Origin of the sequence: Paraburkholderia sp. USG1, assembly GCF_031570135.1 — a bacterium.
Taxonomy (GTDB): domain Bacteria; phylum Pseudomonadota; class Gammaproteobacteria; order Burkholderiales; family Burkholderiaceae; genus Paraburkholderia; species Paraburkholderia dioscoreae.
Genome location: NZ_JAMWXW010000041.1, coordinates 13,105 through 39,554, shown reverse-complemented (window position 1 = coordinate 39,554; position 26,450 = coordinate 13,105). Strand labels below are relative to the sequence as shown.

Annotated in this window: 23 protein-coding genes; 22 read left to right on the top strand and 1 reads right to left on the bottom strand. The window is 60.6% G+C overall.

Features of this window, described 5'->3' with window-relative positions; translation table 11 throughout:
- Positions 1-180 precede the first annotated feature (180 nt).
- From NE850_RS35285 to NE850_RS35255, 7 genes are all read left to right on the top strand, one after another.
- Entirely contained in the window at positions 181-1,593 is a 1,413-nt protein-coding gene (locus NE850_RS35285) for a hypothetical protein (protein ID WP_310700074.1), read from the top strand.
- 300 nt (positions 1,594-1,893) lie between these two features.
- The gene (locus NE850_RS35280; RefSeq protein ID WP_007178990.1) at positions 1,894-2,472 is read left to right on the top strand and encodes a YqgE/AlgH family protein; all 579 of its coding nucleotides are present in this window, start codon (positions 1,894-1,896) and stop codon (positions 2,470-2,472) included.
- The gene (gene ruvX / locus NE850_RS35275) at positions 2,469-2,909 is read left to right on the top strand and encodes a Holliday junction resolvase RuvX (RefSeq protein WP_310700073.1); all 441 of its coding nucleotides are present in this window, start codon (positions 2,469-2,471) and stop codon (positions 2,907-2,909) included. The genes NE850_RS35280 and ruvX overlap by 4 nt, the downstream gene beginning before the upstream one ends.
- Positions 2,896-3,450, top strand: a complete 555-nt coding sequence (gene pyrR / locus NE850_RS35270) for a bifunctional pyr operon transcriptional regulator/uracil phosphoribosyltransferase PyrR (RefSeq protein ID WP_310700072.1) — start codon at positions 2,896-2,898, stop codon at positions 3,448-3,450. Before ruvX ends, pyrR begins: the two co-directional genes overlap by 14 nt.
- Positions 3,451-3,657: 207 nt before the next feature.
- The gene (locus NE850_RS35265) at positions 3,658-4,683 is read left to right on the top strand and encodes an aspartate carbamoyltransferase catalytic subunit (protein ID WP_310700071.1); all 1,026 of its coding nucleotides are present in this window, start codon (positions 3,658-3,660) and stop codon (positions 4,681-4,683) included.
- Between the two features lie 68 nt (positions 4,684-4,751).
- Complete coding sequence (locus NE850_RS35260) at positions 4,752-6,029, top strand: dihydroorotase (RefSeq protein ID WP_310700070.1); 1,278 nt, start codon at positions 4,752-4,754, stop codon at positions 6,027-6,029.
- 37 nt (positions 6,030-6,066) lie between these two features.
- Positions 6,067-6,927 carry a lysophospholipid acyltransferase family protein gene (locus NE850_RS35255; protein ID WP_310700069.1) on the top strand — a complete coding sequence of 287 codons (861 nt, stop codon included), beginning with the start codon at positions 6,067-6,069 and terminating at the stop codon, positions 6,925-6,927.
- A gap of 9 nt (positions 6,928-6,936) precedes the next feature.
- Here the strand turns inward: NE850_RS35255 and NE850_RS35250 are convergent, their stop codons facing one another.
- A complete protein-coding gene (locus tag NE850_RS35250) occupies positions 6,937-7,848 on the bottom strand; it encodes a symmetrical bis(5'-nucleosyl)-tetraphosphatase (protein WP_310700068.1) in 912 nt (303 codons plus the stop codon).
- A gap of 226 nt (positions 7,849-8,074) precedes the next feature.
- On the opposite strand from NE850_RS35250, the gene NE850_RS35245 reads away from it, so the two are divergent.
- The 15 genes from NE850_RS35245 to NE850_RS35175 all read left to right on the top strand — a co-directional run bounded on the left by NE850_RS35245 (position 8,075) and on the right by NE850_RS35175 (position 26,438).
- Positions 8,075-8,986, top strand: a complete 912-nt coding sequence (locus tag NE850_RS35245; RefSeq protein WP_310700067.1) for a GDP-mannose 4,6-dehydratase — start codon at positions 8,075-8,077, stop codon at positions 8,984-8,986.
- Between the two features lie 301 nt (positions 8,987-9,287).
- Positions 9,288-10,349, top strand: coding sequence for a dTDP-glucose 4,6-dehydratase (gene rfbB, locus NE850_RS35240; protein WP_310700066.1), 1,062 nt, complete (start codon positions 9,288-9,290; stop codon positions 10,347-10,349).
- A gap of 10 nt (positions 10,350-10,359) precedes the next feature.
- Entirely contained in the window at positions 10,360-11,253 is an 894-nt protein-coding gene (gene rfbA / locus NE850_RS35235) for a glucose-1-phosphate thymidylyltransferase RfbA (RefSeq protein WP_310700091.1), read from the top strand.
- Positions 11,238-11,789, top strand: coding sequence for a dTDP-4-dehydrorhamnose 3,5-epimerase (rfbC, locus tag NE850_RS35230; protein WP_310700065.1), 552 nt, complete (start codon positions 11,238-11,240; stop codon positions 11,787-11,789). Before rfbA ends, rfbC begins: the two co-directional genes overlap by 16 nt.
- Before the next feature lie 8 nt (positions 11,790-11,797).
- On the top strand, positions 11,798-12,679 hold the full coding sequence (gene rfbD, locus NE850_RS35225) for a dTDP-4-dehydrorhamnose reductase (RefSeq protein ID WP_310700064.1): 882 nt from the start codon (positions 11,798-11,800) through the stop codon (positions 12,677-12,679).
- A 103-nt stretch (positions 12,680-12,782) separates the two neighbouring features.
- The gene (locus NE850_RS35220) at positions 12,783-13,574 is read left to right on the top strand and encodes an ABC transporter permease (RefSeq protein ID WP_310700090.1); all 792 of its coding nucleotides are present in this window, start codon (positions 12,783-12,785) and stop codon (positions 13,572-13,574) included.
- A gap of 55 nt (positions 13,575-13,629) precedes the next feature.
- Entirely contained in the window at positions 13,630-17,148 is a 3,519-nt protein-coding gene (locus tag NE850_RS35215; protein ID WP_310700063.1) for a glycosyltransferase, read from the top strand.
- On the top strand, positions 17,145-18,104 hold the full coding sequence (locus tag NE850_RS35210) for an NAD-dependent epimerase/dehydratase family protein (RefSeq protein ID WP_310700062.1): 960 nt from the start codon (positions 17,145-17,147) through the stop codon (positions 18,102-18,104). The genes NE850_RS35215 and NE850_RS35210 overlap by 4 nt, the downstream gene beginning before the upstream one ends.
- Before the next feature lies 1 nt (position 18,105).
- Entirely contained in the window at positions 18,106-19,161 is a 1,056-nt protein-coding gene (locus tag NE850_RS35205) for a glycosyltransferase (protein ID WP_310700061.1), read from the top strand.
- Positions 19,158-20,195, top strand: coding sequence for a glycosyltransferase family 2 protein (locus tag NE850_RS35200; RefSeq protein ID WP_310700060.1), 1,038 nt, complete (start codon positions 19,158-19,160; stop codon positions 20,193-20,195). The genes NE850_RS35205 and NE850_RS35200 overlap by 4 nt, the downstream gene beginning before the upstream one ends.
- On the top strand, positions 20,185-21,573 hold the full coding sequence (locus tag NE850_RS35195) for an ABC transporter ATP-binding protein (RefSeq protein WP_310700059.1): 1,389 nt from the start codon (positions 20,185-20,187) through the stop codon (positions 21,571-21,573). Before NE850_RS35200 ends, NE850_RS35195 begins: the two co-directional genes overlap by 11 nt.
- Complete coding sequence (locus NE850_RS35190; RefSeq protein ID WP_310700058.1) at positions 21,567-23,576, top strand: methyltransferase; 2,010 nt, start codon at positions 21,567-21,569, stop codon at positions 23,574-23,576. Before NE850_RS35195 ends, NE850_RS35190 begins: the two co-directional genes overlap by 7 nt.
- Before the next feature lie 32 nt (positions 23,577-23,608).
- Positions 23,609-24,454, top strand: a complete 846-nt coding sequence (locus tag NE850_RS35185) for a glycosyltransferase (RefSeq protein ID WP_310700057.1) — start codon at positions 23,609-23,611, stop codon at positions 24,452-24,454.
- Positions 24,451-25,407: an SDR family oxidoreductase gene (locus NE850_RS35180; protein ID WP_310700056.1), complete on the top strand. Its 957-nt coding sequence runs from the start codon at positions 24,451-24,453 to the stop codon at positions 25,405-25,407. The genes NE850_RS35185 and NE850_RS35180 overlap by 4 nt, the downstream gene beginning before the upstream one ends.
- An 8-nt stretch (positions 25,408-25,415) precedes the next feature.
- Positions 25,416-26,438 (top strand): glycosyltransferase family 4 protein, encoded by a 1,023-nt coding sequence (locus tag NE850_RS35175; protein ID WP_310700089.1) that lies wholly within the window; start codon positions 25,416-25,418, stop codon positions 26,436-26,438.
- Positions 26,439-26,450: the final 12 nt, after the last annotated feature.

The window sequence follows — 26,450 nt, the reverse complement described above, 5'->3', positions numbered from 1 at the left end:
CGCCGGACCGAATGCGCCGGGTACGCTCCGGGTTCTGCCCCGATGTGTCCACGCGGAACGTCCTCGCTCGCGCTGTGTCGCAACGTTAGTCTGTCATTGTCCTGTCGCCGGTTCGCGCGTTAGCCGATCAGTTGGCGCGCGTCGCGAAGCGACGGCCCGTCAGCTTCGTGTCGTCTGCCCATGACCCTTCGATCCGCTGCACCCGTTTCCTTCGATGCCTTGCCGAATCCGCGCGGCGGCGCTGTCCGTCCCGCCGAACTCGCGTTGGCCGAGGCGTTGCTGGCGTTCGAACAGCACAGTGAGAGCACCTCGGCGCTGCTGCGTGCGTCACATGCATTGCGCGGAGCCGGCTGGCTGAGCGCGCAGCGCTTTGCCGACGCGCTGGTGCGGCTCTCGCCGCTCGCGGCGGGCGACCCGGCCGAGGCGGCAAGCGCGCGGCCTGTGTTCGGCGCGGCTTTGCGCGACTTCCGCGCCGCGCTCGAGCGTCACAATCTGCGCGAGCTGTCCTGCTCGCCCGTGCTGTTCGATCATTACCGGGCGCTCTGCGCGCATCTGTCCGAGCACACACCCGGTTCCACCGTCGCGTTCGAAGATCTCGCGCTGACCGCGCGGCCGGTGCCGCCGGTGTCGCTGCATGCGAGGTCCGCCGACCAGTTGGCTCATCTGCGCGCACGCTATGAGCGTGCATTGTTGCCGGTGCTGCGCTCGCAGGCCGATACCGGCAGCGCGGTGGCGCTCGCCGTCACCAACGCGGCGCTTGACGAACTGGACGCCGTTTCCAGCGAACTTGCCGGCCCGGATCCCTACGATTTCTGGCGCCTCGCCAAGGCCTGCGGCAAGGCTTTGCGGGTCGGCGGCCGCGCCGCGGGTGAAACCGACGCGCGGCGTTTCTATGCCCGTTGCAACCTCGCGCTGGCCGACCACGCGCGCGGGATCGAGCTTGCGCCGCGCTCTCTCGTGCGTGCAACGTTGGCGCTGCTGTGGCGCGATTACGCCCTGTTCGGCGCCGCCGCGGAAGATGCCGATCAGGTGGAACTGCTGCACGACTACGGCTTGACGGTCGACTGGCACGTTGCGGGTACCCAGGCATCGGAAATGCTTTGGGAAGCGGGAGCGTTGCAGGCCCAGGCCGTCAGCGCTACTCGCGGCGCACTGACGCGCGAATTGGGCGTGCTGACCGTCAATGCGAACGCGTACGAAGATTTCCTGCAGACGGCGGACGCCTCGATCGGCGCGTTGACCGAGCATGCCCGTGCGGCCGACCAGCCTGAGAATGCCGATCCCAGCGAAGCACTGCAAGCGGGCGACGCCGCCTACCGGCTCGGCTCCGCCGCGTGCGCGCTGGGCCTCGGCCACGTTGCGCTGCTGGCCGACGCGCTGGGCCTCGCGTGGCGGCGTCGCGCGCATGCCGGCGTGTCGACGCCGGCGGTGCGCGCGCATGTGATCGTGGGCGCACCGGCGGCGAGCACGCTCGAACAGGCCGCAGAGGCCTTGCGTGCCACGCTGCACAAAGTCGCCGCGGGCGTCGCGCCGCCCGGCGGCAACGCCGCGCTGGCAGCGTTGACCCGTTCGATCGAACAGGGCGGCGCATAAGCGGTATTCGCGCGAGGCGGCCGGTTCGCCGAACCCTGCGTGGGCCGCGGGTGGGCCGCGTATGAGCCGCACGTGACCCGTATCTGAGCCGGCGGCAACGGACTGCCATCACACAACCCGGGCGGCCCGCAACAGCCGTGCCGCAAAACAGCGCGAACCCGCACGGTGGCGAGCGCCCGCGTGCGTGATAGAGTGCAACTTGATTCGCCGTCGATGGCTCGCGGCTCGCTTCATGGCACACATCGCGGTTCCACGCTCAAAGCCCCGCCATCCTGCATCGTCTTTGCTAAAATCCGAACTATGTCCAAGAGTACCGATCGCATCAATCTGACCAACCAGTTCCTGATCGCCATGCCGAACATGGCGGATCCGACGTTTTCAGGAACGGTGGTCTACCTTTGCGATCACAGTGAGCGCGGCGCGCTCGGCCTCGTGATCAACCGGCCGACCGATATCGACCTGCAAGCGCTCTTCAGTCGCATCGATCTCAAGCTCGAGATCGAACCCCTTCTCCATGTGCCTGTATATTTCGGCGGCCCGGTGCAAACCGAGCGCGGCTTCGTGCTGCACGATCCGAAAGACGGCAACGCGTACACCTCGTCCATGTCGGTGCCGGGCGGTCTCGAAATGACCACGTCGAAAGACGTGCTCGAAGCCGTGGCGAGCGGCACGGGGCCCGAACGTTTCCTGCTCACGCTCGGCCATGCCGGCTGGGGCGCGGGGCAGCTCGAAGAAGAAATCTCGAAAAACGGCTGGCTGACGGTCGAAGCCGACCCGAAAATCGTTTTCGACGTGCCAGCCGAAGAGCGTCTCGAAGCGGCCTTGGCGCTTCTCGGCATCAACCTGTCGATGCTCTCGGGCGAAGCAGGTCACGCATGAGCCTGGCGGCCGGACGTGAGGCGACGCTGCTTGCGTTCGACTATGGTGAAAAACGCATTGGTGTGGCGGTCGGCAATTCGCTGACGCGTAGCGCGCGGCCGCTCGTGATCGTGCAGAACCGCAGCCGCGAATACCGGTTCGAGGCGGTCGGCAAGCTGATCGCCGAGTGGAAACCGAACGCGCTGGTGGTCGGCTTGCCGATGCATCCGGACGGCACGCCGCACGAAATGACGCAACTCGCGAAGCGCTTCGGCAATCAGCTGAACGGCCGCTTCAATCTCCCGGTCACGTGGATCGACGAACGCTATTCGTCGGTCGAGGCGAAAGCGGAGATCCGCGCCGGCAACGGCCGCGCCGACATGCTCGACGCCGAAGCCGCCAGCATCATCCTCCAGCAATATCTAGACGGACTTTCCGACGATCATGAGTTCCATTGACGCCGAAGCGCTCTATCGCGCGTTGTTCGACCAGATTCGCGCGGTATATGGCGACAGGCTCGGCGCCGCGCAGGACGGCAACGAAGGCGCCGTGCTGGCCGGCATCTACAGCGGCGGCGCGTGGCTCGCCGAACGGCTGGCGCGCGACCTGAACCTGCCGGGCTTCGGCGTGGTGAACGTGGCGCTGCATCGTGACGACTACGCGAAAAAAGGTCTGCACACGCAGGCGAGCCCGACCTCGCTGCCGTTTTCGGTCGACGGCCGCCGTATCGTGCTGGTCGACGACGTGCTGTACACCGGCCGCACGATTCGCGCGGCGGTGAACGAACTGTACGACTACGGCCGCCCGGCATCGGTCGATCTGGCGGTGCTCGCCGATCGCGGCGGGCGCGAATTGCCGGTGGCGGCACGCTTTGTCGGCGGCGTGGTGGACATTCCCGCTGACGCCACGCTCGTGCTGGCCCGCACCGGAAGCAGTGAGGCGGACGGCACGCCCGGTTCGCAGCGTTTCACTTTTCACACTGAAGCACGCGTCGATTGAGCGCGGCGATATGCGCGAGGCGCATATCGCGCCCGCTCCGCGATTGGCGCGTCGGCATCGGCATCGCATCGAGCCGTCAAGCGCCGCGCGAAAAAGATTGGTCGAGCCGGTCACCGCAACGTCGCGCGAATGCCGGCCCGGCATCGTCACACGCCGTCAGCATCGACACCGGTCACGTTGAAGCCCGTATTTGAAGCAGGTACATCCATGAACACCGCCACCCAGGCTCCCAAGGATTCCGCCGATAGCGCCACCGAGCGCTTCCGTTATGGCTTCCTGAAGGGCAACCCGCAGCTCACGAAAAACGGCGAGCTGAAACATCTGTTGTCGATCGAGGGTTTGCCGAAGGCGATCGTCAATCACATTCTCGACACCGCCGACCAGTTCGTCAGCGTGACCGATCGCGAAGTGAAGAAGGTGCCGCTGCTGCGCGGCAAGTCGGTATTCAACCTGTTCTTCGAGAACTCGACGCGCACCCGCACCACTTTCGAGATTGCCGCGACGCGTTTGTCTGCGGACGTGCTCAATCTGAACATCAACGCGTCGTCGACCAGCAAGGGCGAATCGCTGCTCGACACGATCAACAACCTCTCGGCGATGCACGCCGACATGTTCGTCGTGCGCCATGCATCGAGCGGGGCGCCTTATCTGATCGCCCAGCATTGCGCGCCGCACGTGCACGTGATCAATGCCGGCGACGGCCGTCATGCGCACCCCACGCAGGGGCTGCTCGACATGTACACGATCCGCCACTACAAGAAGGACTTCGCGAAGCTGCGCGTGGCGATCGTCGGCGATATTCTGCATTCGCGGGTCGCGCGCTCGGACATTCATGCGCTGACCACGCTCGGCGTGCCGGAAGTGCGCGCGATCGGTCCGCGCACGCTGTTGCCGAGCGGTCTCGAACAAATGGGCGTGCGCGTGTTCCATAACCTCGACGAAGGCCTGAAAGATGTCGACGTGATCATCATGCTGCGTCTGCAAAACGAGCGGATGAGCGGCGCGCTGTTGCCGTCGGCGCAGGAGTACTTCAAGAGCTGGGGTTTGACGCCGGAGCGCCTCGCGCTCGCCAAGCCCGATGCGATCGTGATGCACCCGGGTCCGATGAATCGCGGTGTCGAAATCGATTCGCAGGTGGCCGATGGCCCGCAATCGGTGATTCTGAACCAGGTCACGTTCGGCATCGCGGTGCGCATGGCGGTGATGGGGATCGTCGCGGGCAATCACGATTGATCTCGCCACGGCACGCACCAACACACGCGAAACTTAGCTGAACGCTTGGCTAAACATTAAGGCAGCGCATGCAGATTCATATTCAAGGCGGCACGCTGGTCGATCCGGCAGCGGGCACCGAGCAGCAGGACATTTTTATCGCAGCGGGCAAGATCGTCGCCATCGGCAACGCGCCTGCTGATTTCAGCGCAGAGAAGACGATCGACGCCAAAGGCCTGCATATCATGCCGGGCCTGGTCGACCTGTCTGCACGCTTGCGTGAGCCGGGCTACGAACACAAGGCGACGCTCGAATCCGAAATGGCTGCGGCGCTCGCCGGCGGCGTGACGAGTCTCGTGTGTCCGCCGGACACCGATCCAACGCTCGATGAACCGGGCCTCGTCGAGATGCTCAAGTTCCGCGCGCGCAATCTGGACCAGGCGCATGTGTATCCGTTGGGCGCGTTGACCGTCGGGCTAAAAGGCCAGGTCATCACCGAGATGGTCGAGCTGACCGAAGCAGGCTGTATCGGCTTTTCGCAAGCGGATGTGCCGGTGGTCGATACGCAGGTGTTGATGCGTGCGTTGCAGTACGCGAAGACCTATGGCTACACTGTGTGGCTGCGTCCGGTCGATGCCTATCTCGGCAAGGGCGGCGTGGCCGCGAGCGGCGCGCTGGCGTCGCGGCTCGGGTTGTCGGGCGTGCCGGTGTCGGCTGAGACGATCGCGCTGCACACGATCTTCGAACTAGTTCGCGTGACCGGCGCGCGGGTGCATCTGTCGCATGTGTCGTCGGCGGCGGGTATCGAATTGATGCGCGCGGCCAAGGCCGAGGGCTTGCCGGTGTCGTGCGACGTCACTGTGAACCATGTGCATCTGATCGACCTCGACATCGGCTACTTCGACGCGCAGTTCCGGCTCGATCCGCCGTTGCGCCAGCAGCGCGATCGCGAAGCGATCCGCGCGGGTCTTGTCGACGGTACGATCGACGCGATCTGCTCCGACCACACGCCGGTCGACGACGACGAAAAGCTGCTGCCGTTCGCCGAAGCTACGCCGGGCGCAACGGGCCTGGAGCTGTTCCTGTCGCTGACTGTGAAATGGGCTGACGAAGCGGGCGTGCCGTTGGCCAAGGCGCTGAACCGCATCACGACGGCGCCAGCAGATGTGCTGAAGCTCGAGGCGGCGGGTCGTATCGCCGTGGGCGCCGTTGCCGATCTTTGCGTGTTCGACCGCAACGCGTATTGGCGCGTCGAACCGCGTGCATTGAAGAGCCAAGGGCACAACACGCCGTTCCTCGGCTATGAACTGCCGGCGCGCGTTCGGGCGACCATCGTGTCCGGTCACGTTGCGTTCGAACAGCGCTAATATTCGCGGCACTGCCCAGTTACGGAAAGCTCCAACAATGAAGCTCGCGTTACGCAAGGCCCGTCTCGTCGCCCATCTACTGCACGGCATGTGGATCGTTGCGACGCGTTTTTCCAAGGTCGGCGCGGACGGGCGGCAGACGCTCAACCGCGATTGGTCGCTGAAAATGCTGCGTCTATGCGGCATGCAGCTCGTCGTGCATAACGACAACGCGCGGCTCGACCGCGGCGCGTTGGTGGTCGCCAATCACATCTCGTGGATCGACATCTACGTGATCAATGCGTGGCGGCCCACGCCGTTCGTCTCGAAGGCTGAGATCCGGCAGTGGCCGGTGGTCGGCTGGCTGGCGCAGCAACTCGACACGGTGTTCATTCAGCGTGAGAAACGCAGCGACGCGAAGCGGATCATGCACGAATTGTCCGACCGCCTGAGCGCGGGCGAACTGATGTGCGTGTTTCCTGAAGGGACGACGTCAAACGGTCTGGCGCTGCTGCCGTTTCACTCGAATATGTTCCAGGCCGCCGTGTCGGCCTCGGTGCCGGTGCAGCCACTGTGCATCATGTACGAAGATGCAGAGGGCCGGCAATCCACCGCCCCTGCGTATATCGACGATCTGACGCTGGCCGATTCGCTGAACATGCTGTTGAGCGGCGGGCCATTGACCGCGCACGTGTATGTCGGCGCACCGCTGGCGCCGGGTGCGGATCGACGTACGCTGGCGGCGGAGGCGGAAGGGGTGATTGCAGCGGCGTTGCGGGAGATGCAGGGCGGCATGACGAGGTCTGGTGCGGCGATCGCGGCGTCGATTTCATCGCCCAATTCGCTCAGCGCGCACAATGCCTCCGACGCTTCGCTGGCGCTGATCGAACCCGTCGATCAGCCTGGCCGATCGGCTTAACGGGGCGGCTTAGTTGCCGCCGTTTGGCGTGCGGCACGCCTCGCAGTCGACCTGCGTCAGCGTGCGCTCTGCCGGATTCTGTGCAAGGCGCACGGCCGAGAGCTTCTCACCCCATACGCAGCCGGAATCCAGTCCGATCAGGTTGTCGCGCAAGGTCAAACCAAGCGCGGCCCAATGGCCGAACACCACGGTGACGTCCGCGGTCTTGCGCGACGGCACGTCGAACCAGGGCATGCTGCCCGGCGGCGCCGAATTCAAACCACCGCTGCTGCTGAAATCCATCGCGCCTTCGGCATTGCAGAAGCGGATGCGCGTCAACGCGCTGCACGTCAGGCGGAGCCGCTCGATACCCTTGATGCCGGGCGTCCAGCGATTCGGCTCATTGCCATAGAGTCCAGCGAGCGTTTCCTTCCAGTTCGGTGCGCGCAGCGCCCGCTGCAATTCGTCGGCGAGTTCCATCGTCAACGCGGCATCCCATTGCGGCAACACGCCTGCATGCACCATCAGCATGCCGTTATCGAAATGCGCGATCGGACGGTGGCGGACCCAGTCGAGCAGGTCGGCGGCATCCGGTGCGGAGAGAATGTCGTCGATCGTGTCGCCTTTCTTCGATTTGCGAATCCCCGCCGACACCGACAGCAGATGCAAGTCATGGTTACCCAGCACCGGCACCGCGCGGTCCCCCAGCGCGATGATGTCGCGCAGCGTTGCGAGCGACTCCGAGCCACGGTTGATCAGGTCGCCCGCGAACCACAGCGGCGTGCCTTCGGGCGGCGCGGCTTTGGCCAGCAGTTGCTGGAACGGCGTGCGGCAGCCTTGCAGGTCGCCGAAAGCGAGCGGTGGCAGGTGCGGCTGCGGAACTGCATTGGCCTCGGTACTAAACGCGGCAGGGGAAGCGACAGTAGAAGCGGTGGATGTCATCGGGAAATGGGTGCAGTTCGATACACGCGGTTACGAACAAGGCGTGCCGCGTTGGGCGGTGCAGCAAGTTAGCGTGACATAATATCCCGTTTGAAGCGCGAATATCGTGGCATATGCCGTCGGAAGCCGCCAGCAATTGGCATTCCCACGGCCGTTGTCAGGCGCGCCGCAAGGGCCGCGCACGATATTGCACTACAACAGGATGACCCTCGTGAACGGAGAAAGCATGTCGTCTTTTCATGCGAATCAACCCATCCGCACGCTCGTCACCGGAGCGAGTGGCTTCACGGGCCGCTATCTGGTCGACAATCTGCTCGGCCGCGGCCATACCGTGATCGAAACGGTGGCCGGGCGCAACGAGCCTGAAACGCCAACGCGCCTGAGGCTCGACATTACGTCGCCCGACGCCTGCCGGCGCGTGATCGAAACCGCGCGACCCGACTACATCGTGCATCTGGCGGCGATCAGCTTCGTGGGCCATAACGATCCGCTCGACTTTTACCGCGTCAATGTGATCGGCACGCTGAATCTGCTGGAAGCCTGTGCGGCCGTCGGCCATACGCCCCGCAAGCTATTGATCGCGAGCAGCGCCAATGTTTACGGCAATGTCACCAGCGACGCCATCGACGAAACCTTTCCCGTCACGCCAGTGAACCACTACGCGGCCAGCAAGGCGGCCATGGAAACGATGGTGCGGACCTGGTTCGACCGGTTGCCCATTCTGATCGTGCGGCCGTTCAACTACACCGGCCGCGGCCAGGCATCCAACTTCCTCGTGCCGAAGATCGTCGAGCATTTCGCGCGGCGCGAGCCGGCGATCGAGCTCGGCAATATCGATGTGGCGCGTGATTTCTCGGACGTGCGCTACGTGGCGAACGCTTATGAGGCTTTGCTCGACTCGGAGGCCGCGGCTGAAACGGTCAATGTCTGTACCGGCACGCCGTACACGCTGCGAAACATTCTCTCGGCGGCGAGCGATCTGACCGGTCATGAGATCGAGATCCAGATCAATCCTGCTTTCGTGCGACAAACCGACGTGAAGATGCTGGCCGGCTCGCCGGCCAAGCTTCGCTCACTGGTGCCGAAAGTCGAGGCGATTCCGTTCATGGATACGCTTCGTTGGATGTTGGCGGCTTAGTTGATGTAACCGGCTGTATCTGCGCGCATCTGCCGTTATCTTGTGCTGCGACACCGCGTCAAACCACTCCCTTGCCAGGCAATAGAAACCAAACTTGTCAAGCTGTTTCAAGTTGTTAGGATTCTAGTTTTTGCCCCGCGCGGCTTTATAATCAGGGCTTTATAAGATTGGCGTTTGAGCGCCTGCCCGCTGTGCGAAGGGCGGCGCCGGGCGCTGACTAGAAACCAACGCCACAACGCGAGGCGCGTAGATCGTCGGCGAACCGACTTCGATCTGCCACCAACATCTGGAAGGGAAATTCATGATCCTGGTAACGGGCGGTGCCGGCTTTATCGGCGCCAATTTCGTGCTCGACTGGCTCGATGCGTCGGACGAAGCGGTGCTGAACGTAGACAAGCTGACCTACGCCGGCAATCTGGGTACGCTCAAGTCGCAGCAGGGCAATCCCCGGCATGTGTTCGTACGGGCCGATATCTGCGATCGTGCCGCAATGGATGCGCTCTTTGTCGAGCACAAGCCACGTGCCGTGCTGCACTTTGCCGCTGAAAGTCATGTGGATCGTTCGATTCACGGCCCGGCTGATTTCGTGCAGACCAATGTGGTCGGCACCTTCACGCTGCTCGAAGCGACCCGTCAGTACTGGAATACGCTGGGCGAGGCCGACAAGGCCGCGTTCCGTTTTCTGCATGTCTCGACCGACGAAGTGTTCGGCTCGCTCTCCGCTACCGATCCGCAATTTTCCGAAACCACGCCGTACGCGCCGAATAGCCCTTATTCGGCTACCAAAGCAGGTTCCGACCATCTGGTGCGCGTCTACCATCACACGTATGGCCTGCCGGTGCTCACCACGAACTGCTCGAACAACTACGGTCCGTACCAGTTCCCTGAAAAGCTGATTCCGCTGATGATCGCCAACGCGCTCAGCGGCAAGGCGCTGCCGGTGTACGGCGACGGTCAGAACGTGCGCGACTGGTTGTATGTCGGCGACCATTGCAGCGCGATCCGCGAAGTACTCGCGCGCGGCACGCCGGGCGAGACGTACAACATCGGTGGCTGGAACGAAAAGAAGAACCTCGACGTCGTGCATACGCTGTGCGACCTGCTCGACCAGTTGCGTCCGAAGGCAGGCGCCTCGTACCGCGACCAGATCACCTACGTGAAGGATCGTCCCGGCCACGACCGCCGTTATGCGATCGACGCCCGCAAGCTCGAGCGCGAACTCGGGTGGAAGCCGGCTGAGACGTTCGAGACCGGCCTCGCCAAGACGGTTCAGTGGTATCTGGACAATCAGGCGTGGTCTGACGAAGTCGCTTCGGGTGAGTATCGGAAGTGGGTTGAGACCAACTACGCGCAGCGCGCGTAAGGGCACGGCAATGGCGCGCAAAGGCATTATTCTCGCGGGCGGATCGGGCACGCGCCTGTATCCGATTACGCATGTCGTCTCCAAGCAGTTGCTGCCGGTCTACGACAAACCGATGATCTACTACCCGCTGTCCACGCTGATGGTGGCGGGTATTCGTGACGTCCTGATCATCTCCACGCCGCAGGACACGCCGCGTTTCGAGGCGATGCTGGGCGACGGCAGCCAGTGGGGCATGAACATTCAGTACGCGGTTCAGCCTTCGCCGGACGGTCTCGCGCAGGCGTTCATCATCGGTCGCGACTTTGTGGGCAACGATCCGTCGGCGCTGATTCTCGGCGACAACATTTTCTACGGTCACGATCTCGCGAAGCAGCTGGAACGCGCAAATGAGAAAGACGAAGGCGCGACCGTCTTCGCTTATCACGTGCACGATCCTGAGCGTTACGGCGTGGTCGAATTCGACAAGCAGTTCCGCGCGTTGTCGATCGAAGAGAAGCCGGTCAAGCCGCGCTCGAACTACGCCGTTACTGGCTTGTACTTCTACGACAAGCAGGTCTGCGATATCGCGGCGGACATCAAGCCGTCGCCGCGTGGCGAGCTTGAAATCACCGACGTCAATTCGCGTTATCTGGCCAACGCCGCGCTCAATGTCGAGATCATGGGGCGTGGCTATGCGTGGCTCGATACGGGCACGCACGATTCGCTGATCGAAGCGGCCACGTTCATTGCGACACTGCAAAAGCGTCAGGGTCTGGTAGTCGCGTGTCCGGAAGAGATTGCTTACCGCCAGGCATGGATCGACGGTGAGCAATTGCTCGCGCTGGCCAAGCCGCTTGCGAAGAACGCGTACGGCAAGTATCTGCAAAACCTTCTTACGGATCACGTTGCATGGCCATCCAAGTAACCGCTACGGCGCTGCCCGAAGTCAAGATCATCGAGCCGAAAGTGTTCGGCGATGCACGGGGCTTCTTCTACGAAAGCTTCAACGGTCGTGAGTTCGCCGAGCATGTCGAAGCTGGCGTCGAGTTTGTTCAGGACAACCATTCGCGTTCCGCACGAGGTGTGCTGCGCGGTCTGCATTATCAGATCCAGCACGCGCAGGGAAAGCTGGTGCGCGTGGTGTCGGGTGAAGTCTACGACGTGGCAGTCGATATCCGCCGGAGCTCGCCAAATTTCGGCAAGTGGGTGGGCGTGCGGCTGTCTGCCGAGAACAAGCGGCAGATGTGGGTGCCGCCGGGTTTCGCGCACGGCTTCATCGTGCTATCGGAATCGGCCGAGTTTCTGTATAAGACGACGGATTATTGGTATCCGGAGCACGAGCGCGCGCTCTTGTGGAACGATCCGGCGCTGGCTATCGACTGGGAGTTCGACGGGGAGGTGTTGCTCGCAGTGAAGGACGCTGCCGGGCGGCCTTTGGCTGATGCAGATACTTTCGACTGAGAATATCCATGAAGCAGCGCAAGATTCTGGTCACGGGCGTCGATGGGCAAGTCGGCTTCGAACTCCTGCGTAGTTTGCAGGGCTTGGGCGAGGTGACGGCCGTCGACAGAAAGACGATGGACCTCCTTGACGCAGGTTCAGTGAGTCGTGTGATTCGCAACGTTGCGCCCGACATCATCGTCAACCCGGCCGCGTATACAGCCGTCGACCGCGCGGAGACGGAGCCGGCGCTTGCGGAACGCATTAATGTTGCTGCACCGAGCGTGATGGGTGAAGAAGCCGCGCGCTCTGGCGCGCTTTTGATCCACTTTTCGACGGATTATGTGTTCGACGGTGAGAAGCGTTCTGCGTATGTCGAAGACGATGTGACGAACCCGCAGAACGTATATGGCCGCACCAAACGTGACGGCGAGCAGGCCATTGCTGAAGCCGGCTGTGACCACCTCATCCTCCGAACGAGCTGGGTCTACGGCATGCGAGGCCACAATTTTCTGCTGACAATGCTCAGGCTCGCGCAGGAACGAGACGAGTTGCGCATTGTCTCCGATCAATTGGGCGCGCCGACCTGGAGCAGATCCATTGCTGCACTAACGGCAAATATCATTGCTCGTGGTCCGATCGGCGACAGCGCCGGATGGTGGACTGAGCGCTCGGGTGTGTACAACCTGACTTCGGCTGGTTCGACGTCGTGGGCCGGTTTCGCCGAGGCAATTTTTGACTACGCGCAGCTTCAGAAACGTCCCGTCGTGATTCCTATTGAGTCGGGCGCTTACCCGACGCCCGCCAAGCGCCCGGCGAATTCGCTGCTGTCGCATGACAAGCTGGTTCGCGTATTTGGTCTGCAGCCGCCGTCGTGGCAATGCGCCTTGCAACTCTGCCTCGCACGCTGAGATTGTGCGACGACCGCCAGTGCAAGCAGGGGGTCGTCCCGATTCAATTTTGTCATTGGTATTTATGAATCCCCATAACGCACACGCAGCAGGCGTGAAAGAGATGCTCCGCTCGACTTGGCGGAACCGTTCGCTGATTTCGCGCATGACAGTTCGAGAAGTCCTTGGTCGTTATCAGGGATCGTTGATGGGCCTTGCCTGGTCATTCTTCAACCCGATTCTGTTGCTCATCGTCTATACGGTCATCTTTGGCGTCATCTTCAAGTCGCGGTGGGGCGGTTCGGAAATCACGAACAAGGGCGATTTCGCGATCATCATTTTTGCGGGGATGCTCGTGCATGGCATGTTCGCAGAATGTTTCACGCGGGCGCCTGGCCTCATCGCGGGGAATCCGAATTACGTGAAGAAAGTTGTGTTCCCGCTTGAAGTGTTGCCTGTGATTTCGATGGGATCGGCGCTCTTTCATACTCTCGTCAGCTGGGTGGTTCTGCTGATCGCGCAGATTGCGCTACGTCATGCGATGCCGTGGACCGTCATTTTTTTCCCGATCGTCATGTTCCCACTCGTGCTGGCGACCATGGGCTGCAGCTGGTTTCTCGCGGCGACTGGTGTATACCTCAGAGACGTTGCGCAGATCACCGGGATCATCACGACGGTGCTGATGTTCCTTTCGCCAATGTTCTACCCGGTGTCCGCATTGCCGCCGGCCTATCAGAGGCTTCTGTATATCAATCCGCTGACTTACATCATCGAGTCGGTCAGGGACGTACTGATCTGGGGTAAGCAGCCCCACTGGCTTTCGTGGGCTTTGTATACGTTGGGAAGCGCGGTCTTCGCCTGGGCGGGATTCTGGTGGTTTCAGAAGACACGCAAAGGGTTTTCGGACGTTTTGTAATTAGTGAGCGGGGCTTCTCGGCCCAAATCTTGCACCGCATTTCTCGCGCTGAACCATGAACGCATTATCTGTTGCAGACTTTTCAAATCGGGCTACGAACTGGGCACGAATCCGCCGCTGGCGGTTTTTGCTTCGGGATTGCCAACTGTTCGCGCCGCAATGGTATGTGGACCACAACCCTGACGTCGCGAAGGCGGGCATCGACGGTCTGACTCATTACCTGACGCGTGGCTGGCGCGAGGGCCGTAATCCCGGGCCAGAATTCGACGGTGCGTATTATCTCGCGCGCTACCCGGACGTGGCTGCGCTGAACATGCCGCCGTTGCTTCACTATTGGGTGAGGGGGCGCAAGGAACTGCGCCGCCCAAACGCCAGCATGGACCTTGAGTGGATCGACGCGGCTGCGAAGCGGGCATCTGAAGAGGATGGTGGCGGGTCTGCGAGTGTAAGCGTGCCGGAAACCGCTGCGGACGGTCCGCTGATGAGCGTCATCATTCCGACCTACAACCGCGAACGCATGCTGCCCGGTGTGCTCGACGCGTGGCGAGAGCTCAATCGCGTCACGCGGATTCCATACGAAATCGTTTTCTCGGACGACGGCTCTGAGGACGGCACGGTTGCGCTTCTCGAGGCCGTACATGATTTACCGATTCGCGTGCTTCGCAACAAGCACGGCGGCGCGTCGTCGGCGCGCAATGCGGCCATTCGCGACGCGCGAGGGCAGCGCCTGCTTATCATCGGGGATGATATTTTCCCCGACCCTGATCTGATCAACGTGCACTGGACGCTCGGACAGGAGCAAGGACCGCTCGTCGCCACGCTCGGCGTAGTGGACTGGCATCCGGAACTGAAGGTCAATCACCTGATGGAGCACATCACGGAGATCGGCAACGAACAGTTCAGCTACAACCGGCTGCCCGACGGCAAATTTGTCGATTTCCGCCATTTCTACACCTGCAACATCTGTGTCGATCGCAGCATGCTAGAGCGCCAGGAAACATTGTTCGATCACCGATTCGACCAATATGGTTTCGAAGATATCGAGCTTGGCTACCGATTGTCGTTGCAGGGCTTGAGGTTGTTCTTTACACGCGAGGCAAAGGGCGATCACTTTCATCCTTATGTGATTGATGGCTTCTGCCGCCGTCAGATATCCGCGGGTCGCATGGCTGTTGTTTTCCGCGGGGTGCATCCTGGCGTCGGCGCCATTGTCGGTGTCGACGAGCCCGAACGCGCGCTAAAGAAAGGGTTGCCGACGGTAGAAGTTGAACGTCTGTGGCAGACCCGTCTCGCGAAATTGACCGAGCGCGCGCAGGTGTATGAGCATATGTTTGAACGGGGCGGTCGCGCGGTCCGGATCGTATTGGGCAACTGCCTGAGTGCGATCTATGTGCCATTGTTTCGCGCAATGTACGAGTATGGCGTGCTGCAACGTTTGGCTGGTACCGAAGCGGTGCTTTCGATTGCTATGACGCGTCACTTTGGCGTGACCTGGAATCCGTACTGGGAGCTACTCAAAGGTGACAGTCTCGATTTCCGTCAGATGACCCGCGAAGCACTGGATCAGATGGTCAGGGCGTTGAGCCTAGCATCGGACGCAATCGAAGATCCCCTTGTGGCGAATGCTTGCTGTGAGCTTTCGGTTCTTTCGGCGATGGGTCCGGCTTCAGGTGACAGCGGCTCGACAGGTGAGCGCTGGAAGCGCCGCATTTCGGCCGGTCTTCATTACCTGAGACACGATCCGCGTCAGTTGTCGGTGCTCGTTAAGGGAATGCTGCAGCGTGGCCGGACGCGCGTTGCCACATCGTCTACGTCTGTCCCTAGTGCTGTTGCGCAGATCAGTCTCGGGTCGTCGATTGCGCTTATCCTCGAACCGGATGTTTCCGATCGGGTTGCAATCATATCGCGCTTCACCAGCGCCTTCGGGGCCGACGCGCGAACATTCGAACGTGTCGATGCAGTCACGTTACGCGAGCTCGGTGAGCATCAGCCGGGCACAAACGCGACTTGGTCTATCGATACCGTTCCGTGCGGCGTGATGTACTGGCCCGAGCGCAGCGGCGAGATGCCCGACGTTGATGCATTGATCGACGCGTGGCTTGCCGTTATCGAGAACGGTGTCGACGTTGCCGTCATCTCATATGGCTTTGGCGAGCCCGCGCAAATTCGCGCGGACGGTCGCCGTAGTCACACGCTATTTTCGCGTCGCATAGCTGCCGCGATGCTCGGCGGCGCGCTGGGGCAAGATGCCTTCCGAGGCAAGGTGATTCGCATAGAAGAAGATCCCGACCGGCCTGCTCCCGCGCCGCGGTCCGTCGGCACATGGCTTGGAGCAAATGTCAGCGTTGACCCCGTCGGATTTTTCGCAACGGATGCCGTGCCCGACGTAGCGATTCGCTATTTGCCACCGCAGTTCCCGAAACGCGACAAGGTACGGCCGGTCGTGTTCGTGTTCCCGATCTTCGTGGCGGTCGGCGGGGTCGAACGGAACACGGTTGAAATTGTGCGTCAGTTGAGTCGTCACTACGATTTTGTAGTTATCACAATGGAAAGGTTGCGACTCGAACAAGGTAGTCTGGCCCGTCAGTTTCAGGATGCAGGGGCGCGGTTGGTTCAGATGTCAGAATTTACTAATCATGCTGACTACCTACGTGTCCTCTCGCAATTCAAACAGTGGCTGCAGCCTGATCTCGTCTGGATCTGCAACGGGTCACCTTGGTTGGGAGACAATGCAAATCGGCTGCGACTGCTTTTTGCTGATGTACCGATCGTCGACCAGCAGGTCTACGACGTCGATCAAGGCTGGATCAACCGCTACAACGAACCGGGCATCCGTTCGTTCGACCGTTTTATCGCTGTCAATCAGAAGATTTTCGCGAAGTTCGTCAGCGATCTGGGCCGGGCACCAGCTGATGTCGACTTGATTTATTCGGCGGTTGATACCGATCGCATCGTCGCGTACAAGCGCGGCGCTCACGCCCGCCAAGATATTCTTCAAAAGTACGGCTTACCTGCCGGCAAACGCCTGTTTGCCTTCATCGGCCGACTGACTTCGCAAAAGCGACCAGTTGAGTTCCTACGCATCGCTGCCGCGCGGCGGCACCATGCAGACGAATTTTTCGTGTTAGTTGGTGACGGCGAACTCGCGTCGGAAGTGGACGCATTCCTGAGCGAGCAGAAGCTCACGAATGTGCTGTGCATTCCGTATGTCGCCAACACGCTGGAACTCGATTCCGTGCTTGACGGATTGATCTTCACCTCCGCTTATGAGGGCTTGCCGATTGCGATGATAGAGGCGTTATCGCTTGCTGTGCCGACGCTCGCCACCGATGTCGGTGACATCGGCGTGGTGCTCGAGGAATTCGACGGCGGCCTTGTCTACCCGGTCAACGCATCGAAAACTGAAGTGCTGGACGCGTTCGACAGATGGGCCGCGCAGAACCTCCGGTTCCGCACCTCGCTACTCAACAACGAAACGGCGCTACTGGAGCGCTTTTCCAGTCGTCGGATAGCGCAGCAATACGTCGACTGTTTTGACAAGGCGATGGCCGGTTACCGGGGAGTACTGCAATGAAACGGGTGCTGCTGATCGGCGGTGGAGGGTTTATCGGACGACATGTGGCCTACGCGTGCATGCAAGAAAGAATGCGCGTACGGGTTGTCGATGTGTTTCAGCCCGCAACCGGTCCAGTTCCCGCGGACGGTTTGCCAGAACACGTCGAAGTGCTGGCCGGCGATTATGGAGACGCAGCGTTTCTGCGCGACGCGCTGCAAGGCGTGGACGTGGTAGTGCACTTGGCTCACGATGCGATGCGCATGAACGTCGAATGCGACATGCCGCAGGAATATGAACGCAACATTTTGCCTGCCACGCGGTTGATGGAAGCGTGTATCGAGGCCAAAGTTTCGAAATTCATATTTGTCTCCTCCGGCGGTACGGTGTATGGCAATCAGCCCGTGGGCGTGCCGATCGTAGAATTGGCGACGACGCGGCCGGTGTCGCTGTATGGAACATCGAAGCTGTGCATCGAACACATTGCGATGCTGTATTTCAGCCAGCGTGAACTGCCGGCCGTTATTGTTCGGCCGGGCAATGCATACGGTGCGGGGCAGACGCCGTTCAGAGGGCAGGGGCTCGTTCCGACTGCGTTGGCTTCAGGTCTTTCGGGCCGCGAAGTGACCATCTTCGGCGATGGTCATGCGGTGCGCGACTATGTCCACGTGCGCGATATTGCCGATGCGATCGTCAAGCTCGTCGAGCGTGGCCAGCCCGGAGAAATCTATAACGTTGGCACGTGCAACGGTGTCTCCGTGCGAGAGTTGCTCGAAAATTACATTTCGCCAGCGCTCGCTGACGCAGGCGTGATCCTTAACGTCAGCTATCACCAGGCCAGACGTGCTGATGTCGAATACAACGTCCTCGATTCCTCTCGACTGACAGCGTTAACCGGCTGGATGCCATCGGTCGGTCTGACCGAAGGTATTGGTCAGGTTCTGGAGTGGTTGGGTACCCAACGAAAGTCAAACTAATATGAGTCTCGTTTCTGTCGTAATTCCGAGCTACAACCATTCGCGCTACATCCGCAGTGCCGTCGAAAGCGTCCTTACGCAAACGCACTCGGAAGTCGAACTCATCGTCATCGATGATGGGTCGAAAGACGACTCGCTGGACTATCTGCGCAGCATTACTGATCCGCGTATGACACTCGTGGAGCAGGCTAACGCCGGCGCGCACAACGCGATCAACAGAGGCCTCTCGATCGCGACGGGAGACTATCTAGCAGTTCTGAATTCCGACGACGTTTTTCATCCTGATCGCCTGAAAATCGCGCTTGTGGCCCTTACGCGTGGCGAGATCGATCTCGTCGCGACGTGGATCGAAGTGGTCGACGCGGATGGCAGGACGCTAGGCGTCAAGCAAGGATGGCACAACATGCTGCCTTGGTCGATCGCAAATCCGCAACGGACATTTGCCGCAAGCGACAGTTTTGCGAAAAATCTGCTGATGACGAACTTTGTCTCGACCACGAGCAACGTTGTCTTCTCCCGTCGCCTCTACAATCGAATCGGCGGCATGCGCAACCTGCGCTTTGCCCACGATTGGGATTTCCTGTTGCGCGCTGCTCGAAACTTCCGCTGTGAACTGATCCCGCAGCCGCTGCTCCAATATCGGATTCATTCGACGAACACAATTTCGTCAAATCGGGCATGGATGCTGTTTGAGATATGCTGGGTGCTAGCAGTAGGTATGCTGGCCTACGAGGGCGACGTTTTGTATGGGAGCGATGACTGCGACGCGATGATAGCCGATGTTCATGCGATTGCAGAGTCCATCAATGTACAGGGCAATGACCGGATTGTCTGGATGATCAGGCAGTTCGTCGAAGCCCGTCGCAAGCAGGGAGATCTGGAGCCGGAACTGAGATTGCTCGACGACAAGATATTGCGTGACGCGTTCGTCGAACACGTCGATACCGGCGAACAGCAGAGCGCCGGCGCGGTCGCCCCGCTGTCAACTAGCGTGCCGCCAGGCATGAAAGGGTTCGCGTATCGGGTTGCGCGACGTCTTGCTTCCGGTCGGTCATGACGGAACGCTCGACGAGCCGACAGATCACCTCTCGAGGCGTTAGGGTCGGGGTAGCGATTGTCAACTGGAACTCCCAGGATATGCTCGACAGGGCGCTCGAAGCATTGGCTCGACAAACGCGTACGCCGCATCGCGTCGTCGTAGTTGACAACGCGAGCAAGCATTTTCGGGCAGCACCGGTGGCGCCGGCCAACACGGTGTATGAGCGTCTGAGCTTCAACAGTGGATTCGCTCAAGGCAATAACATCGCAGTGAAACTGCTGGGCGAGTGCGACTGGATCGCGCTAGTCAATCCGGATGCCTTCCTGGCCCCGGACTGGATAGAGCGCATGCTCGAGGCCGCGGCCACTGAGGTCGACTATGCTTTTTTCGCCGGCAAAACGCTTATCGAAGCCGACCCCTCGTTGCTCGACGGCGCCGGGGATATCTATCATATAAGCGGTATTACGTGGCGGCGCGGCTATCGTCAACCTGATGTGAATGCGGCGGAACGCATTGAAGTATTCGGGCCGTGTGCCGCCACTGCAATGTATGCCAAAGATGCGTTTGAGGCGGTCGGTGGATTTGACGAAGATTTCTTTTGCTATGTGGAAGACGTCGATCTCGCCTTCCGGCTGCGTCTTGCAGGTTATCGCTGCCTGTTTGTCCCAGACGCGGTAGCGTTGCATGTCGGCTCTGGCACGACGGGCGGGCAACACAGTCCGTTCTCCGTCTATCACGGGCACCGCAACTTGGTTTGGGCATATGTGAAAAACATGCCGGGTGGATGGTTCTGGCTGTTTCTGCCTTTGCATCTTGCAATGAATGTCGCCGCGTGCGCACTGTTCGTCTTGCGAGGACAGGCACGTACCATTGCCAGGGCGAAGCGCGATGCGCTTCGCGGCTTGCCGTTGATGTGGCGAAAGCGTGTCTCTGTGCAGCGAGGGCGGGTTGTGCGGGCGACCGATCTGTTGCGAGTGATGAATATGGCGTTGTTGCCTTTCGCCCGCATGACACCGGCCGCGCCCGCAAGCAAAAACAAACATGATGAGTGAATCTGAAATGGAATCAGCGATCAGCGTGTCGCATGTGAGCAAGTGCTATAACATCTACGACAAGCCGCGTGACCGGTTGCTTCAGATGCTGCACCGTGGTCGGCGAAAATTGTATCGTGAATTCTGGGCGCTGAACGACATTAACTTCTCGGTGGGCAAAGGCGAGACCGTGGGTATTGTCGGGCGCAATGGCTCCGGCAAATCCACGCTTCTGCAAATCATCGCTGGGACACTGACCCCGACGCAGGGTGAAGTCATCACCAATGGGCGTGTTGCGGCTTTGCTGGAGTTGGGATCTGGTTTCAACGCCGAGTTCTCGGGCCGCGAGAATGTATACCTCAACGGATCCTTGCTCGGATTGAGCAACGAGGAGATCGACGACCGCTTTGATAGTATCGCCGCATTTGCAGACATCGGTCGTTTCATCGACCAGCCAGTCAAGACCTATTCGAGCGGTATGATCGTTCGTCTCGCGTTTGCCGTGCAGGCGCAAATCGACCCGGCCATTCTGATTGTCGACGAAGCGCTTGCTGTTGGTGATGCGAAGTTTCAGGCTAAATGTTTCGAGCGGCTCAAACAATTGAAAGACAACGGTGCAAGCATTCTGCTTGTGACGCACAGCAGCGAACAGGTGGTGATGCACTGCTCGCGGGCGATCCTGCTGGACGCCGGCCAAGTCGTGCATCAAGGCAATCCCCGCGAGACCATTAACCGATACTTGGATCTGTTGTTTGGGCGAGAGCGAAAGGTGATTACAACAGACAAGGCGAACGGGGACGGCAAAGCTGCCGCTTCCGCATCCCCGTCAGTTGTCGAGCCATTAGACGCCGACAAAACTGCGACTACCTACACTGTCGATCCGGCCTCCGGCAGCAACCTGATATTCGACCGCGATGCGTTCGCCGAGCGTTCGCCGTATAACGCGTATGAATATCGCTGGGGCGACGGCTCGGCGTCGATCAGCGACTTCTACGTGGAAAGCGAAGGCACGCCGTATCCCAATGCCATTGCCACTGGCGCCTCGGTTACTCTTGATGTCGGCTTTACAATCAACACTGCGATGATGCGGCCCATCGTCGGCGTGACGATCAAGACCAAAGAAGGCGTGACGGTCTATGGAAGTAATTCGGAATTGCTGCAGTGCGAAGGACTCGAAACGGTGTGCGAAGCCGGCTCACGGTGGGTCGCCCGCGTCAGATTCGACTGCCATCTCGGCCCGGGCGATTACTTTGTTTCGCTAGGTATCGCGACGCGGCATGGTGAAGAAATTGTGCCGCACGACCGTCGATATGACTCTATTCACCTAGTGGTTGCCAGCGAGTCGCGATTCTTCGGTTTGACTAATCTTTATATGAATATGGAAGCAAGCACATGTTGACTCCACGACCTGAACTGGCGTCCGCGGGTTACGTGTTTGACGATGCGCTGCGCGTCTGGCGACGCGACTCGGCGGAGCTATTTGCATATAGCGACGGCGACGACGTCGAGCAGGCGCTCGCCACAATCTTGCGGGATGCTAGCGACCTTTCCGTGCTCTCTCCGGAATTGGCCGTGCATTGCACCGACTGGCCGCGGCGGTATCACCTGAACGCCGCTCGGGCCAATTTGCTGAGGCCGCTTGCGCACCGCTTTACCGGTGACATCCTTGAAATCGGTGCGGGTTGCGGTGCAATCACGCGCTATCTGGGCGAATGCGGTGGCAACGTGCTTGCCCTCGAAGGCAGTCAGCGTAGGGCGTCGATTGCGGCGTTGCGTACCCGCGATCTGCCGAATGTGACGGTCTTGAACGACCGTTTCGATGGGTTCAAACCGAGTCGCGCCTTTGACGTCGTGACGTTGATCGGCGTACTCGAGTACGCGGCTTTGTTTGGTGCGACCGACAATCCTGTTCATTCGATGCTCGAAGCAGTTCGGGGCATGCTTAAGCCGGATGGCATTCTTATTATTGCGATCGAGAATCAGTTGGGCCTGAAGTATCTGGCAGGCGCGCCTGAAGATCATCTGGGCATCCGAATGTTCGGGGTTCATGGGCTCTATCACAAGCCGGGCGTCGAGACGTTTGGCCGGCATGATCTTCAGCAGAGGCTGGAGGCCGCAGGTTTTGCGTCCACAGAATTGGGTCTGCCGTTTCCTGACTACAAGCTGCCGTCGTCGGTGCTGCCTCCCGCGGCGCTGACCAGCCGGACGAGCTTTCAGCCGGAAGTCCTGGCATCGCAAACGGCAACTCGTGATTTTCAAGTGGACTCCAGAGTTCTCACTTTCGCGCTGGAGCGTGCATGGCGCACTGTGGGGCGAAACAATCTACTGACAGACCTCGCAAATTCCTTCCTGTTCGTTGCCTCACCAGCCCAGTCGATGCCGCCGGTATTCAGGCCGGATGTATTGGCGTATCACTACTCCGTCGAGCGGCAGCCGGCATTCTGCAAGTCGACGACGTTTGTCGAACGCGACGGCGAGGTGCAGGTTCTGCGCGAATCGCTCTCTAATGCGGCGGTCATACCGGATGTTGCCTTCAGGCATGACGTTTTGCAGGAGGCATTGGTCGAAGGCGTCGCGCTCGACGAAGATTTCGGGCGGCTCGTTACGACACCGGGGTGGGCCATCCGGCAGGTCGCCGACATTTCGCATCGTTACATTGAGGCACTGTTCTCGATAGTGGGGGCGCGAGTCCAACGTCCCATCATGTTGACGCCCGATTTCACGTTTCCTGGCGACACCCTTGACATCGTGCCTCAAAATATCGTGGTATCCGCTGATGGGCCGCCGCATGCGATCGACCGCGAGTGGTTTGCCGAGGAGCCGCTTCCGGTGGGCTACCTGTTGTTCCGGGCCTTGACGCTCATGCTCCGTTCGACTTCTATTTGCGCACTACCGAAGGATCTTCGCTGGCTGAATCGCCGGTCGTTCTTTGCCGAAACGTTCGCTCATCTCGGCTTCGATTTGACCCAGTTGATGATTCAAGACTATTTGCAACGAGAAGCGCGGTTTATGAGCTTTGCGCTGGGGCGTGAAATGCAAGCCGAGGACGCGCAAAGCTGGGTCGATGCGCATCTGCCAAGCGAACTGGATTTGCATGCACAGAGCACTGTCGGTCTGGTGGCCCGAATCGAGGAACTGTCAAAGACGGCGGCCGATCTTCGAAACCAGCACAACGAGCTCGCGGTTCAGGAGGCGAGGACCCGCGAAGCGGAGCAGGCGGCACGGCTCGCAGTGCGGGAAGCGCTCGAAGCGGAGCAGACGGCACGGCTCGAGGTGCAGCAAGCCCGAGCGGCGGAGGCGGTGGTGCGGCGAGACCTGGAGACTGTGCTGCGGTCCAACGTCTGGCGCGCGACGCGGCCGCTGCGCGCCATCTTGAGCAGGGTGAAGCGGGCGGTTAACTGAAGTGTCGCCATGAGACACATAGCGGCCATCACATGAAAGCGATTAACGCGCCACATGCCCAGTCCAGCAGCCTCTCCGTATCGGTGGTTGTCTATCGGCCGGATCTTGAGCAGCTGGAAAGTACGCTCGTCAGTCTTGCCAGTGCCTGCAATGCACTTCGCGATGAGCGGCCCGCTTTGCCGTTGCAGCTATACCTTGTCGACAACGGTGGTTTGCCGCATTTCGGCGCGCAGTGTGCGAGCCTGCGTGAGCAGGGTGTCGATTGCATAGTGATCAGCGGCCATGGCAACGTCGGTTATGGGCGCGGCCACAATCTGGCGATCGAGCGCACGCGTTCGCGGTATCACCTCGTCCTTAATCCCGATATCGATATGGATCGCCACGCGCTGCGCAAGGCCTTCGAGTTTTTCGACACACATCCGCAGGCGGGTCTGCTGACGCCGTGGATCGGCGATGAAGCGGGCCGGCAGCAGTTCCTTTGTCGCCGTTATCCGGCGCTGCTTGACCTGGTCGTGCGTGGCTTCGCGCCGGCCAGCGTCCGGCGGCTATTCTCCGGGCGTCTTATGCGCTACGAAATGCGTGATGTGATTAACGACCGCGATATCGCGTGGGACCCGCCGATCGTCAGTGGCTGTTTCATGTTGTTTCGCACAGATGTGCTGAAACAGCTGGCAGGCTTCGATCCGCGCTATTTTCTGTACTTCGAGGACTATGATTTGAGTCTGCGTGCGCATGATATTACCCGTGTGGTTTACATGCCTGCTGTGCGCGTGCTGCATCACGGGGGCGGCGCGGCGCGCAAAGGCTCAGCGCATATGCGCATGTTCATGGCGTCTGCATATAGGTTCTTCAACCGCTTTGGCTGGAAGTGGCTATGAGTCGGGTGCTCGTCACCGGCGCCAGTGGATTTGTTGGCCGTGCGCTGTGCTGTGTGTTGCGTGACGCCGGTCATACGGTTACAGGACTTGTGCGGCATGCAGGGCAGATTGAGAGTGGCGTTCGAGAGTGGGTTGACGCCAGCATGGACTTCGCTGCGATTGACGCCGCGTGGCCGGCTGCGCTGCAGGTGGATTGCGTCGTGCATCTGGCTGCGCGTGTCCATGTGATGCGGGACGACGCCGCAGATCCAGACGCGGCGTTTCGCGCGACAAATGTCGAAGGCGCGTTGCGCGTCGCGCAGGCCGCGTGGCGCCACGGCGCGCGGCGTTTCGTGTTCGCAAGCAGCGTGAAGGCGTTGGCAGAAAGCGACTCCGGCCGACCACTGCGTGAGGATGACTCCCCGAGGCCGCAAGATCCCTATGGGCGCTCCAAGTTGGCGGCGGAGGAGGCGCTGATGCGCTTCGGTCGTGAAACAGGGCTTGAAGTGGTGATTGCGCGGCCACCGCTGGTCTACGGGCCTCATGTGCGCGCCAACTTTCTGCGTCTGATGGACTCCGTCTGGAAAGGCATACCGTTGCCATTAGGCGCGATCAGCGCGAGGCGCAGTCTCATTTATGTCGACAACCTCGCTGATGCGTTGATGCGCTGTGCGACCGACCCACGCGCTGCGGGGCAGTACTTCCACGTGGCTGACAGCAACGTGCTAACGGTCGCCGAGTTGGCAAGTTCGCTCGGTCGGCACTTGAATAAACCCGCGCGATTGCTGTCCGTACCTCCTGGCTGGCTTCGTCTCGCCGGTCGCGTGACCGGGCGTACGGCACACGTCGACCGGTTGGTGGGCGCCTTGCAGCTTGATACAACTCGCATTCGCACGGTGCTCGACTGGCAGCCGCCGTATTCCACCGACGAAGGGTTGGCCGAGACCGCCCGCTGGTATCGGTCCACGCATTGAGGACGTACATTTTGACGTACCTTTCGACATCCCCTGCATGGGTTGCCGTAGTGCTGATTGCGCTCGGCGCAGCATGCGCGTGCGCCGCTATCCTGTGGGCGTTACTCAGAACTGGCATTGCATGGCGGCTTGCCACGGATATCCCGAACAACCGCTCTCTGCATGTTGCTCCGACACCGCGCGTGGGCGGCTGGGGCATTGTGCCGGTGGCCGTGGCGGCAACCTTGCTGCTGGCGCCGAGCCTTTGGTACGCCGCTCTCGGCACCGCGTTCCTGGCGGCGATATCCCAAGTCGATGACCGTCGCGGTTTGCCGGCGCGCGTTAGATTCACCACGCATCTAATCGCTGTGGTCGGATTAGTTGTACTTTTTCCCGCCGATGTCCCTCACTGGATCCTGGTAATTCTTGCCTTTTTGATGATATGGTTGGTTAACCTTTACAATTTCATGGACGGTGCGGACGGTCTGGCTGGTGGTATGGCGCTATTCGGCTTCGCAGGTTACGCCGCCGGTGCGGTGCTTAGCGACCATCCTTTGCCGCAGTTGGCGTGGTCGGCGGGGGCGATTTCGGGCGCAGCCTTCGGCTTTCTGTTGTTCAATTTTCACCCGGCACGCATTTTTCTCGGTGACGCTGGATCAATCTCGCTGGGTTTTCTTGCTGGGGCACTCGGTTATTGGGGTTGGCGCGGAGGAGCTTGGCCGGTCTGGTTCCCGATCCTGGTGTTCGCGCCGTTCATCGCTGACGCCTCGATCACGCTTGCTTGGAGGCTGATGCGCGGCGAAAGATTTTGGCAAGCGCACCGCGAGCACTACTATCAACGTATGGTGCGCTCCGGAGTCGGGCACGCCAGGACAGCTTTGGCGTGGTATGCACTAATGGTAGCTGGCATAATGCTTGCTGTTTACGCACTTGGCCGCTCAGTGATTTTTCAGTCGTGTGTGCTGGCCGTTTGGATCGCCGTCCTCTGTGCAGCAGGCGCTTTGGTTGATATGCGCTGGCGTCGTTTCCAATCAACACTGTCCGATAACTGAGGTACGACGCTG